The sequence below is a fragment of the Actinoplanes awajinensis subsp. mycoplanecinus genome, from assembly GCF_001509495.1.
GTDB classification, from domain to species: Bacteria; Actinomycetota; Actinomycetes; order Mycobacteriales; family Micromonosporaceae; genus Actinoplanes; species Actinoplanes palleronii.
Genome location: NZ_LLZH01000300.1, coordinates 1 through 12735, shown reverse-complemented (window position 1 = coordinate 12735; position 12735 = coordinate 1). Strand labels below are relative to the sequence as shown.

The 12735-nt window shown below is 71.0% G+C and carries 8 protein-coding genes; 3 read left to right on the top strand and 5 right to left on the bottom strand.

Annotated features, from left to right (window positions below; all coding sequences use genetic code 11):
- Positions 1–10: 10 nt before the first annotated feature.
- From ADL15_RS35855 to ADL15_RS35835, 5 genes are all read right to left on the bottom strand, one after another.
- On the bottom strand, positions 11–469 hold the full coding sequence (locus tag ADL15_RS35855; RefSeq protein ID WP_067700725.1) for a MarR family winged helix-turn-helix transcriptional regulator: 459 nt from the start codon (positions 467–469) through the stop codon (positions 11–13).
- A 207-nt stretch (positions 470–676) separates the two neighbouring features.
- Positions 677–2362 carry an EAL domain-containing protein gene (locus ADL15_RS35850; protein WP_067700722.1) on the bottom strand — a complete coding sequence of 562 codons (1686 nt, stop codon included), beginning with the start codon at positions 2360–2362 and terminating at the stop codon, positions 677–679.
- Positions 2363–2701: 339 nt separating this feature from the next.
- On the bottom strand, positions 2702–6925 hold the full coding sequence (locus tag ADL15_RS35845) for an AAA domain-containing protein (protein WP_067700719.1): 4224 nt from the start codon (positions 6923–6925) through the stop codon (positions 2702–2704).
- 313 nt (positions 6926–7238) lie between these two features.
- Positions 7239–7907 carry a hypothetical protein gene (locus ADL15_RS35840; protein ID WP_067700716.1) on the bottom strand — a complete coding sequence of 223 codons (669 nt, stop codon included), beginning with the start codon at positions 7905–7907 and terminating at the stop codon, positions 7239–7241.
- Between the two features lie 1216 nt (positions 7908–9123).
- On the bottom strand, positions 9124–9489 hold the full coding sequence (locus ADL15_RS35835; RefSeq protein ID WP_067700713.1) for a hypothetical protein: 366 nt from the start codon (positions 9487–9489) through the stop codon (positions 9124–9126).
- Between the two features lie 94 nt (positions 9490–9583).
- Here ADL15_RS35835 and ADL15_RS35830 point away from each other — a divergent pair, with 94 nt between their 5' ends.
- The 3 genes from ADL15_RS35830 to ADL15_RS35820 all read left to right on the top strand — a co-directional run.
- Positions 9584–10879 (top strand): AAA family ATPase, encoded by a 1296-nt coding sequence (locus tag ADL15_RS35830; RefSeq protein WP_067700710.1) that lies wholly within the window; start codon positions 9584–9586, stop codon positions 10877–10879.
- A gap of 36 nt (positions 10880–10915) precedes the next feature.
- Entirely contained in the window at positions 10916–11926 is a 1011-nt protein-coding gene (locus ADL15_RS35825) for a beta family protein (protein WP_083972208.1), read from the top strand.
- A gap of 21 nt (positions 11927–11947) precedes the next feature.
- The coding region (locus tag ADL15_RS35820; RefSeq protein WP_067700707.1) for a bifunctional DNA primase/polymerase at positions 11948–12735 on the top strand (788 nt) is incomplete at its 3' end.

Sequence of the window (12735 nt, the reverse complement as noted above, 5' to 3'; positions counted from 1 at the left end):
CAGATCAAGACTATGGAGCAGGCGGAATCCGCAGCAGCGCTTCGGCAACCTCGGTGAGCTGGCACACCTGCGCCGGGGACAGCCGGTCGAAGATCAGCTGCTGGACCGTCTCGACGTGCCCCGGCGCGGTCGCCACCACCTTCGTATACCCCTCGTCGGTGAGCACCGCGATCTGCACCCGGCCGTCGACCTGGTCGCGCTCGCGCCGGATCCAGCCCTTCTCCTCCAGCCGGGCCACCACGTGCGAGAGCCGGGAGAGCGAGGCGCAGGCCCGCTTCGCCAGGTGGCTCATCGGCAGGCGACGCTCGGGGTGCTCGGACAGGGTCATCATCACCAGGTAACCCACGTGGGTCAGCCCGGCGTCCCGCTGCAGTTGTGTCTCCAGTGCCGCCGGCACCTTGACCAGCACTTCAACCAGCTGCCGCCAAGCTCCCTGCTGCTCCTGGGTCAACCAGCGGGGCTCACTCATGCTGGAAGGTTAGTAGCGTTCGGACAGTCCGGGATGGGCCGGGCGGACAGCATTCCACGGTGGGTCATCGAATCGATCGACTTACGTGAACCTCAGCGAGTACGCTGTCCGAGGACTTTCTACCCCGACACGACGCCGGAACCGGCTGGCTGGGGGGCCTCGGCCGGTTCCGGCGTCGTGTACCTCTGGGTCCTAGAACATCACCTTTCAGGCGCTCGGCAGACGGCCCGGAACGACGGGTGACGGACGGCCGATGAGGTATCCCTGGACGTAGTCCACACCCAGCTCCCGGAGCATCCGCAGCGTCGCCTCGTCCTGCACGAACTCGGCGACGGTGTGGATCCCGTACGCCTGGCAGACCTGCACCAGCGCCCGCACCAGCACCTGGTCCTGCGGGTTGTCGACCAGGTCGACGACGTATTCTCCGTCGATCTTGACGAGGTCGATCGGGAAGAGCCGCAGGTAGCGGAAGGACGCGTACCCGGAGCCGAAGTCGTCGAGGGCCAGCGAGCAGCCCAGGTCGCGGATCCGGTCGGCGAACCGGCGGGCCTCGCTCAGGTTGCCGATCAGCGCGGTCTCGGTGATCTCGAAGGTCAGCTGCTCCGGGTTCACCTGGTACTGGGTCAGCAGGCGTTCCACCTCGGCGGTGAGCCGGGGGTCGCCGACCGAGCGGCCGGACAGGTTGATCTGCAGGCCCATCTCGGGCTGTTCGGCGGCGAGCCGCATGGCCCGCTCCACCACCCACAGGTCGATGTCGAAGACCGCGTCCAGCCGTTCCGCGGTGTCCAGCACCTGGATCGGCGACTGCGGGCCGTCCGCCTCGTCCAGCACCCGCAGCAGCAGCTCGTGCCGGGTCACCCGGTTGGTCTGCAGCTCCAGGATCGGCTGGGAGTAGAGCGTGAACCGGTCGGTGCCGAGCGCGTCGGCGACCCGGTTCCGGTACGACCCCTGCCGGTCCCGGGCCGGCACCGGGTGCGCGACCAGGGTGATCTGCTGGTCGGTCTCCCGGGACTGCCGCCAGGCCTGCTCGGCGTCGATCAACAGGTCGTGGCTGCCCGCCTCGGCGTCGGTACGGAACCGGACCAGGCCGCCCCAGGCCCGTGCCCCGGTCTCCGCGCGCAGCGCCTCGACGAGCGTGGCCGCCTGCTTGCGGGCCGACGACCAGCCGGCCGCGGCGAGCAGCACGGCGATCTCGTTCGGCCCGACCCGGCCGAGCAGCTGATCGGGGCCGATCCGGTCCTCCAGCAACCGGGCGGCCTGGTGCAGCAGCTCGGCGTTGCGTTCCGGGCGCACACCCTCGCCGCCGTCGCCGGCCTCCTCGGCCTGCACCCGCAGCACCAGCAGCGCTCCGGCGGCGCGGCGCAGGGCGCGGTCGATCTCGTCGGCGAACCGGGCCCGGGTCAGCAGCCCGGTGGCCGGGTCCGGCTCGACCAGCGAGGACTGGACGGTCTCGCCGCGGCGGGTGAGCCGGGCGTCCTCGCGGCGGGCGCGCTCCCGGCTGGTGACGTCCCGGACCGTGCCACGGATGCCGCGGACCGTGCCGTCCGGGCTCATCATCGGCTCCAGCCGGCAGTCCACGTCGAACCAGCCGCCGTCGCTGCGCATCAGCCGCAGCGTGGCCCGCACGGTGACCCGGGTGGTCCAGGCCTCGGTGATGGCGCCCAGCGCGACGGCCTGGTCGTCGCGGTGCACGTACCGAGCGAGGACCTGGCGGGTCATCTCCTTCTCGGCGGGTTCCCGGCCGAGCAACGCGGAGAGGGCCGCGGACCAGACGATCTGGTCGTTCGCGGTGGTGTAGGAGAACCAGGCGGCACGGTCCTCGGCCGGCGTGCGCTGCTCGGGCAACGGTGTCGCCGGGACGGCCCAACGTTCCCGTTCTTCGGGCACGGTCATCCGCCGACACCTCCCCCCTCGCGCACGGCTGCTCCCGCTGCCACCAAAGACCCCTTACCTATTACGACCCGTCACCGGGCCGTAGTAACAGTGGACGCCAGAGTCAATGTTTTGACGTTTCCGCGGGCAAGGCCAGGAGCAGGGAATTATCGCCCATCCAGAGTACCGAAACAACCGAACGGCGGACCGCTTTGCTACCCAATTCCACCGAAATGGCGTCGCTCACTCCATGACGGACAGTCACTTTAAGTATTCGCTGGAGAACCTTGTGCGATGTCCTACCCGCAAGGCACCGTCCACATGCACACCACGTTCCGACAAGCTTGCGATGCGTGAGCGTCAATCGCCGACCGGTGCGATCTCCAGCTCGGCGATCCGCTGCCAGACCGGCCGCATCGCCGCCTCCGGCTCCCGGGCGAAGACGCTGCCCCGGATCCGCACGAACACGCAGTTGCCGACCCGTTCCAGGACCGACTGCCGGCTCATGTCACTCTGCCACTGCTCCGGCCCCTGGTAAACGTCGCCGTCACACTCGATGGCCAGCCGCCGGCCGTCCGGCGCGTTCAGCACGAAGTCGATCCGGTACCCGCCGATCCGGAACTGCGGGATCGGCCGATGACCCCGGACCGCGAGCAGGCGCAGGACATCCCGTTCAAAATCGCTTTCACACCGGGCCGCCGGATCGGTCCCGGCGTTCTCGGCGGGCACATCCATCGCGTACGACAGGAGCAGCCCCCGTGCGTCATCCGCGAGCAGCGACGCCGGCCGCACCGAGTGGAAGATCCACAGCTGATCGCGCGCCCGGGACGCCGCCACGTTGATCCGCCGGTGGTAGTCGCGCTTGGTGAACGCCGCCACCCGCTGATCGTTGTCGGACACCACCATGGACACCAGCACCACGTCCCGCTCGTCGCCCTGGAACGTGTACGCGTCGCCCACCCGCAGCCGCCGCGCCTGGATCTCGTCCTCCCCGATCGCCTCCCGGATCTGGGTGAGCAGGTAGTTCGCCTGCCCGCTGCGGCTCAGCAGACTGATCACGCCGAGCGTCCGGCCGTCGTACCGCGGATCCGCCACGATCTTGGTGACCCGGTCGACGAGCGCGTCCGCCTCGGCGAGGTTGACGTCGCCGTACCCGGGCAGGTTCTGCCGGGCCCCGTCGGCGCAGTGCACGTTCCGGATCGGCGCCAGCGACGACCGGTCGGCCCGCAGCGGCATGATCTTGTTGTCGTAGTAGTGCCGCGAGGAGAACTCGATGATCTGCGGCACGCTGCGGAAGTGCTCGGTCAGCAGGATCCGCTCCGGCGACCGCCGCACCGCGTGGTCGTAGAGCGACGACTCCGGATCGAAGTGCTCGGCCGACGGCACGTCGGACAGGTGCCGCTGGATCAGCCCCTGCACCGGACCGACGAAGCTCAGCTGCGGGCCGATCTGCTGGTCGTCGCCGACCACCACGGCCCGCTCGGCCAGCGACAGCACCGGCAGCGCGAACAGGTCCGCCTGGGACGCCTCGTCGACGATCACCACGTCGAACTTCGCGCCGCCGGCGAACTGCTCGATCGCCCGGTCCACCGACATCACCCAGACCGGCACGGCGCTCACCGCGGACTCCATCGCCCGCTGCGCGTGCGCCTGCCACAGCGCGGCGCTGCGGCCGGTGCCCTTACCGATCTTGCGGAGGGCGGTGGTCCAGTCGGCCAGCGCGGCGCGCCGCCGGTCGTCGAGGGCACGGGCCACCTCGAGCCAGGCCGACGCGACCACCAGGTCACCGGTCAGCCGCCGGATCTTCGCCCGGGCCCGCTCCACCCGGCGGGCCAGCACCGCCGGGTCGACGTCGCCGATCACGGTGTCGAACCAGGTCTGCGCCCGCCGCCACTCCCAGGCCTCCAGGCAGGCCTGGCCGGAGACCACCGGGTGCTCCCCGGTGGCGATCTGGGCGGCCCACTCCGGCGCGGCGCCGGTCAGCCGGTCGTACATGGCGTGGAACCGCAGCACGTCCGGCTGCAGCAGGGCCACCCGGCGGACCTCGCCGACCGCCTCGTCCCACCCGTCCAGGCTCTGCCACGCCTCGGCCAGCTCCGGCCACGGCGCCAGCCGCTCGGCCACGGTCCGCTCCGCGATGTGCGCCTGGTCGAGAGCGAAGACCTCGCCGGCGCCGTCCATCATCTCGGCCACCGCCGCGAGTCGCGCGCCGTCCGACTCCAGGTCGATCTGGGGTACGCGAGCAGCCACCCGCTCCACCAGCGGAGGCCAGCGCCGCAGATCGAACTCCAGGGACCGGGCCCCCTCAGCGAGCAGCGCGCCGGCCCACACCTCCGGATCGGTCCAGCCGCCGGTCGGCTCGTCTATCCGCAGCCGGTCCACCCAGTCCGCCCACACGTCACCGAGCCGCCGGTGCGCCTGCGCGCGACGGACCCGGGCCACGACCAGATCGACGTCCTCGGCCGTACGCATCGACTCGCCGTCCACCCGGATCTGTTCGGCGACCCGGAACAACCCGGCCTGCAGCAGCCGGTTCAGCCCCTTGCCCGCGGCGAACCGATGCCGGATCTCGGCCAGCCGGGTGAGCAGCAGGCGCGGCTCGGCGATCAGCTCGTCACCGATCACCACCCGGTGCCCGGCCTGCTCCTTGGCGCTGGCCGCCAGCTCGTCGAGCAGCCCGGCGACGGTGGACACGTGATCGGCCCACATGGCCCGCCAGTGCTGGTCGTCCATCAGCCGGCCCAGGCGGTCGGTCCAGGTGCCCTCGCGGCGGCGCAACCAGGCATGAGCCTCCTGGAGATCACTGACCAGCTCGAGGTGCGCGGCGCGCTGCTCACGTCGTACCGAAGCAAAATCAACGCCCTGGTCCGCCAACCGGGACAGACGCTGCTCCGCCTCGATGATCTCGGCCCGCCGGGCCGCCGCCGAGGCGGCGTCCGGCAAATCCATGATCTCCGGCAGCGGTCGCATCGACGCCGCACGATCCTCCGGCGTCAGCCGGGCAGACAGTTTGAGCAGCGTGGCGAAGTCCTCGATGGTCAGCGGCGGCGGACCGGAAACCGGATCCGGGATGCCGCCGTGCGCCGCGGCACGCTCCCGCAGCCACGCGCCGACCTCCGCCGGCAGCAGGCTCACCCCACCGATCTGGTACGTCGTCGCCTCGCTCTCGGCGATCAGCCGCAGGCCCGCCGTCGCGTGGGTCAGCTCGTGCTCGGCCTCCTCCAGGCTCGCGGTGAGCCGCTCCACCCGGCGCGCCTCGGCCTGTTTGTCCAGCGTCGCCGCCCGGTCGGAGAGCTCCCGCGCGGCCAGCTGCAACTGCACCAGCTGGTCGGTGGTGCGGCCGAGAACCGCGAGGCAGAGCGCCTGCACCTCGGGCGGCAAGCCGTCGCGGAGCACCCGAAGCGGCTCCTCCTTCTGCGCGACCACCAGCACCCGCTTGCCGTTCGCCATCAGATGGCAGATCAGGTTGCGGATGGTGTGCGTCTTGCCGGTGCCGGGCGGGCCCTGCACCGCCACGTTCCGGTGCTGGGCCAGCCGGCGGGCGATCGACTCCTGCGCCTCGTTCGTCGGGAGCGGCATGAGCAGGCGCTCGCCGACCCGGTCCCAGGTCTCCGGATGATCGTCGGGCATGGCCAGGCGGCTCGGCTCGTGCGCCAGGATCGCGGCGAGGGCGCCGACCCCCTCGGTACCGCGGTTCTCGGTCAGTCGGTTGCGGAGATTCTCCAGGAAACCGCGGAGCTGACGCTGGCGGGGCCGGGCGAAGAGAACGGCAGAATCTCGTACAAAAGTGGTCTTGGGTTTGTCTTCAGCGGTCGTGACCACCACGCGGTCGTGACCGAGACGGGTCAGCGCGCGCTCGAAGAACTCGCGGCGCTCCAGCTCGTTCCAGAGATCGACCTCGACCACGCCGCCGGGGCCGGCCAAGCCCTGCAGCTGGCTGAGATGACGCTCGTCGAGACCGTGCAGGGCGTCGGTCTGCAGCCGGGACGGCCCGGCCGGAGCGACGCTGATCAGGGCACGGTCCGGGTCGTATTCGATCAGCACCGGGGTGGCGACCAAGGGGTAGCGGACCCGGGCGCCGTCGATCGTGGTCTCCAGGATGCCGTGGCCCCAGACCAGCTCGGTGGTGGTGGCGGCCATGTCCAGCTGATGCATCCGGTCGAAGAGACGGCGGTGCAGGTCACGGGTCTGCTCGGTGGCGGCGGTGCGGAGGGACCAGGGGCGCCAGGTGTGATCGCGCCAGGTGTCGAAGTCGTCCTCGGTCTCCACTTTTGCGGACGCCGGCTCGTTCTTCTCGGCCGGCGGTGCGGAGGGTTCGGTGGTGGCGGTGATGTCGCCGCGGAGCCGGCGGCGGAGGGCGGCCGGGACCGTCACCGGGGGAGGCAGCTCAGGGCGGCCGACCCGCAGCCAGGCGGCGCCGTCCGCGCCCGGGCCGGTCAGGCAGTCCGGATGCGCCGGCAGCTCGTCGAGCCAGTGGGCGTCGGAGGGCAGGGTGCGGGCCGGGCGGTCCATCTGGGCGCGCACCGCAAGCAGGTAGTCGGCGACCGCGACAGCCCGGTCCCGGATCGTCGTGGGCGACTCCATCCGGTGAAGTCTAGAGGCGGTCGCGGCAATCGGTGAGTGCGGTTGGGGGGTGGATTCCGCCTGGCCTTGCGGGGTTTCCGGATCCCGAGGGCCGCGGCCCCGCCCCGCCTCCGGGCCGCGGTCGGATCGACGCCAACCGCAACGCTGGCCCGTTCCGCCATCCCGGACGGCAAACGGTCAGCCTGCGGTGCTTGGCAGGCTGACCGTTTTCGATCGGGGTTGGGGCTGCCGGCCCGGAGGTGGAGCCGGTGGACGCCGCCCAGGGCGGCGGGCGGCATCCACCTGGCGGCTCCGGCCCGCCACGGGCGGAGGATCAGGGAAACTGCATGCGCCGGGGGCGCGGGATGACCGGCGGCGGGAGCGGCAGGTCGTCGAGGTGACTCCAGTAGAGGGTGCCGTTGTCGGTGGACTTGACCTCGCCGAGGCAGGCGCGGAGCAGTCCCAGATTGGGTGCACCGGCGAAACCGGCGATGACCACCTCGGGCTTGGGGTCGATCTGGGAGATGGCCGCGCAGATCTTGGCGACCTCGCGTTCGTCGACCGCGTCGAGCGGCAGTGGCGACTCCACCGGGGAGCGGCGCCACGGTGGGCCGAACCGGCCGAGCAACTCGCGGGCGAGCCGGCCGAACGAACGGCCGACCTCGGCATCCGCCATCGAGAGGCGGGCCGACTGGCCGTAACACCACGGCACCACGATATGGCCGTTGATCAGGACCAGCTGATAGACCGACCGGGGGACGCTGATGATCTCGGCACCCGGCAACGTGCCCAGGAAGAGAACCAACTCCTCATAGGGCAACGGCCACCGCGGATTGCCCAGCACGCGCTCCACGGTCTGCGTCATGGCCGGGCGGGCGTGCACCTCACGGTCGATTGCCGTGCTCAGGGCCTCCGGGACCCGGGTCCACAGCTCGTCGGCGACCTTGTCGCCGAACTGTTCGACCAGCCAATCACTCGGACCGACGAGTACGTCTGGACGCATTCCCCACCACCACCGTCCGTGATGTCGACGTCACTGCTGGCTAGAAGAGTTGCACTTCCGATGATCGACTGGAAGGGGCCGCAACGAGATCATAAAAACAAGCATGAATGAAATCTCGCATGTCGATCAAAGGTTAGCCACCACGCCGGGGCATCGAGCCGAGAGGAAGCGAAACCTGCAACTTGCGCGGCGAACCGCACACGCAAGTTGCAGGTCGGCTTCGCTATTCCTCCGCACCCAATATTCAACACCCGAGTTATTTCCGACCGGTGACGAAGAAGCAAACATCCTTTCACCCTCCATGATCAAACAGTCCGCCACCTGCACGACGGTGAACCGAATGATCATCTTGCCCGACCGCTCCGAAGTGGAGGCGGCGGATGGAAAACGTTCCACGTGCTGTATCCCGCTTTCATCGAGATCCACACACCCGAACCCGGGACGCGGCAACCGGGCAAACCCCTGACCTCTGCGCAACTCGAGACAGCCAAGTGTCAGATTCCCGTCAGAACATCTGTTCTCTGATCAAATACCCGCTGCAAACGCTCTCAGAACAACCACTCGCCCCGTCGGCCCCATCTCGATCTTGCAGAGCCGCACGGCGCGGCGTGAGCCGCTGCTCCGGTACACAATGGACCTATGCCGACGCCCGCCGGTGGACGCGGAACCGGTGCCGGAAGAACCGCCCCGGCAGGCACGGCGAGCCCCCGGCCCGACTCCTCGAGGCACCCTGTCAAGTGCCAGCCGGACGACGCCGAAGAATCCCGAGCGCCCCGCGCCGGCCAGAAATGCCGGACGCTCTCCGGCGAACTCCCAGTTCCGCACTTTTCAGTGCCACCGCCGAACCGATGCGGGCAATTATGTTCCGTTTTCGATCGGCGAACCGGAGATGCCGATCGGGAATCGGGAAACGCGCGCCAGCGGAAATGGAAGCGGTACAGAAAGCGAAACGCCAGCACAGCGAGTGACCATCGAGCCGCCGGTCAGGCCCACGCCGTCGCCGACCGCGGGCGCGCCGGGCTACTCCCGGTGCGGCGTTTACGACGCGTTATCGCTGGCTGGCGCGTTCTCCACAGATCTCCCGCCGCGAAAGCCGAAAGTCCCCACGCAGGCGCGAAGCACGAGCTGCGTGGGGACTTTCGGCGCGCAACGCACCACAACTCCCCACACAAGGACCGGACACGGGCTGCGTGGGGAGTTTCGGCGCGCAGCGCACCTACGTGACGGTGTCCCAGGAGTGGTTGAAGGCTTCTGGGGGGAGTTGCCAGTCGCGGAGGACGGCGAGGAGTTCGGGTTCGCCGGCTGCCTCGGCGTGGCGGATCCGGACCGGGTGCAGGGCCTGGTCGTAGCCCTCCAGGTGGTCGGCCTCGTGCTCCCACTGGGTGATCAGGAAGCTGCGGGTGGGGTCACTGCGGGCCGCGCCGGCCTGGAGGGCGGCAGTGTCGGCGGGGGCGCCGCTGGGCACGATGTGCACGAAGGACCAGCGGTGCGGCAGCGAGGCCGGGACCAGTACGGCCAGCCGTCGGCCGAGTCGCAGCGCCGCCAGTTTTGCGGGCGGCCACTCCCATTCACCATGATCCATGACAGGACGCAGCGTACCCAGTGGAAGGCGCCGGGCTCGGGCGCACCCCGTACGTCGGAGGGGTTTTGTCGGTGGGCCGCGCTACCGTGCCCGGGTGAGTTCAGTCAGCCCGGCCGAGGAGGCCGCCGCCGTGATCGCCGCGGTGCTCGGTGACCTTCACTCCGGCCGGCACCGGGGTGTGGTCGTCGACTCGCCGCCCGGCGCCGGCAAGTCGACGCTCGTGGTCAGGGCGGCCGGTGAGCTGGCCGCGACCGGCGCGCCGCTGATGATCGTGGCGCAGACCAACGAGCAGGTCGACGACCTGATCGAGCGGCTCGGCACACGCTCCCCCGAGGTCACCGTCGGCCGGTTGTCCGCGGTCGACTACGTGCGCACCGACCGGGTCAAGGACCATCCGAGTTGCCGGGTCGCCGCCAAGGTGGCCGATCTCGCCTCACCGGCGATCACCATCGGGACGGCCGCCAAGTGGGCCACCATCACCGAGGGCAGCTGGCCCTGGGCGATCGTCGACGAGGCCTATCAGATGCGGTCGGACGCGCTGTTACGCGTCGCGCCGCGGTTCGAGCGGGCGCTGTTCGTGGGGGATCCCGGTCAGCTCGACCCGTTCTCCACCGTCGAGGTGGAGCGCTGGACCGGCCTGTCCTGGGATCCGATGCAGAGCGCGGTGGCCGTGCTGCTGCGGCACAACCCGGAGCTGCCGGTGCATCGGCTGCCGGTGTCCTGGCGGTTGCCGGCGTCCGCCGCGCCGGTGGTGGCCGAGGCTTTCTATCCGTTCACCGGCTTCCGCTCCGGCACCGGCCCGGGTGAGCGCACGCTGCACTTCGAGCGACCCGCCGAGAACCCGCTCGACCAGGTGCTGGACACCGCCGCGGCAACCGGCTGGGGGCTGCACGAGCTGCCGGCCCGGTTCACCGTGCGTACCGACGCGGAGGCCGCCGCGGCCTGCGCCCGGCTCGCCGCCCGCGCCCTGGCCCGGGGCGGGCTGGCCGGCTCCGAGGCGGGCACCGGCGCACTCACGCCGAACCGGATCGCGATCGGCGCCGCGCACCGCGACCAGGCCGCGGCGATCCGTGCGCTGCTGCCCCCGGAGGCGGCCGGCATCACCGTCGACACCGCCAACCGGTTGCAGGGCCGGGAGTACGACCTGACCGTCGTCCTGCACCCGCTCTCCGGCCGGCGCGACGCCACCGCCTTCCACTTGGAGTCCGGCCGGCTCTGCGTGCTCACCTCGCGGCACCGGCACGCCTGTGTGGTGGTGGCCCGCTCGGGCATCCCCGAGCTGCTAGACGCACACCCCTCGACCGAGCCGGTGCACCTCAACGTGCCGGTCAAGTTCCCGGACGGATGGGAGGCGAACCAATCGATGCTCGCGCATTTATACAGGTCGTAACCCACAGGTAACCGTCGATCCGGCTACCGTGGGACGATGACGCCCAAAGGGGCTTATCAGCCGATTCTCCGGCCACGTCGAGGCGAGTTCGCAGCCCTGGCGCACCTCTCCCCCGACGAGGCCGGCCGGGTCACGCCGGTCGTCGAGCTCGATCCGGCGATCGACATCGTTCCGCTGGTGCGGGAGCTGCGACCACGTACCGGGGTGCTGGCGCTGGACTTCGGCAACGTGCCGGAGCCACCCCACCCGGCGGAACAGCCACTGGCCCTGACGGAACGGCTGGCCCGGCTGGGAGTGGCGACGATGCCGGTGCTGAGGCCGTACGAAAGCAATCGCCGCCTGGTGGCCCACGGTCTGGCCGCGCGGATGAATCAGCGACGGGCGATGCTGCGGCTGCAGCCGCACGTCGACGCCGGGAATCCGGCGCGGGCCGACGCCGTCACCGACCACATCCTGGCCGCCACGGCGCTCGAGCACGGTGACGTCGACCTGATCATCGATCTGGCCGAGACCGCCTGCCGGTCGCATGCCGACGAGGTCGAGGAGCGGGCCCGCCGGGTGCTGCGCTGGGCCCGGACCCTGCCGTGGCGATCGGTGAGCGTGGCGTCCGGTGCGATGCCGCCCAACCTGGACGAACTGCCCACCGACCGGCCGGTCGCGGTGGGCCGGCTGGACGCGCGGGTGTGGGCGCGGCTCGACGAGTCCGGGATCGGGTACGCGGACTACGGCGTGACGTCCCCGGTGCGACGGCTCGGCGTGCAGCATCACCGGCAGCTGCCGACGCTGCGCTACACCACCGACCGGGACTGGTGGATCTATCGCTGGGCGCGGCGCGGCGGCCGTAGCGACGATCGCTGTCACGACCTGTGCCGGGCCCTCGTCACCTCGCCGCAGTGGCCGGCCGCGGGCGCCCGGTTCTCCTGGGGCGACGCCGAGATCGCCCGGCGGGCGCGCACCGCCCGGGGCGCGGGCAGCTCGGCGAGCTGGATCGCATGGAGCACATCGCACCACATCTCCCATGTGCTGCGGGCGCTACCGGAGGCCTGATTTTGTCGTACGCTTGTTCTAATGTCGCTCATGGCTGCCCTCGCGTACGCCCGGCACGGCATCCCGGTGCTGCCGGTGCACACGCCTGCCCAGGGTGGTGTCTGTTCCTGCGCGAGAGGAGCCCGATGCGACAGTCCCGGCAAGCATCCCCGGCTGCGGCACGGCCTGACCGAGGCGAGCACCGACCCGCACGTGATCACCCTCTGGTGGACGCACTGGCCGCAGGCCAACGTGGGGCTGCGCACCGGCGTGGTCATGGACGTCGCCGACGTCGACTCGGCGCAGGGCTGGCACGGGCTGCGCCACCTGCTCGGTGACGAGATGCCGCCCGGCCCGCAGGTGCGGACCGGCGGGGGCGGCCGCCACCTGTGGTTCCAACCGACCGGTCACGGCAACCGGGTCCACCTCGTGCCCGGGCTGGACTGGCGCGGCGCCGGTGGGTATGTGCTGGCGCCGCCGTCCCGGCACGTGGCCGGGACCGGGTACACCTGGATCCGGCGGCCGGGCTCGGCGCTGCCGTTCATCCCGGCGCCGCTGCGGGACCTGATCGCCGGGCCGCCGCCGGCGCCGCCGCAGCCGATCGCCCACCCCGATCGGTACGCGGAGGTTGTGCTGGAGGCGGAGTCCGATCGGGTCGCCCGAGCCGCGGTGGGCTGCCGGAACGACACGTTGAACCGGGCGGCGTTCGCGCTCGGCCGGTTCGTGGGGGCGGGGCTGCTCGACGCCGGGCAGGTGCATCGGGAGCTGGCGGCCGCGGCGCGGCGTGCGGGGCTGGGGCCGGGGGAGATCGAGGGGACGATCCGGTCGGG

Bases quoted from the DNA above. Each gene is read 5' to 3' on its own strand.
- ADL15_RS35835 (WP_067700713.1), bottom strand. From the start codon at position 9,489: ATGGATCATGGTGAATGGGAGTGGCCGCCCGCAAAACTGGCGGCGCTG.
- ADL15_RS35850 (WP_067700722.1), bottom strand. From the start codon at position 2,362: ATGACCGTGCCCGAAGAACGGGAACGTTGGGCCGTCCCGGCGACACCG.
- ADL15_RS35855 (WP_067700725.1), bottom strand. From the start codon at position 469: ATGAGTGAGCCCCGCTGGTTGACCCAGGAGCAGCAGGGAGCTTGGCGG.
- ADL15_RS35840 (WP_067700716.1), bottom strand. From the start codon at position 7,907: ATGCGTCCAGACGTACTCGTCGGTCCGAGTGATTGGCTGGTCGAACAG.
- ADL15_RS35825 (WP_083972208.1), top strand. From the start codon at position 10,916: ATGACGCCCAAAGGGGCTTATCAGCCGATTCTCCGGCCACGTCGAGGC.
- ADL15_RS35845 (WP_067700719.1), bottom strand. From the start codon at position 6,925: ATGGAGTCGCCCACGACGATCCGGGACCGGGCTGTCGCGGTCGCCGAC.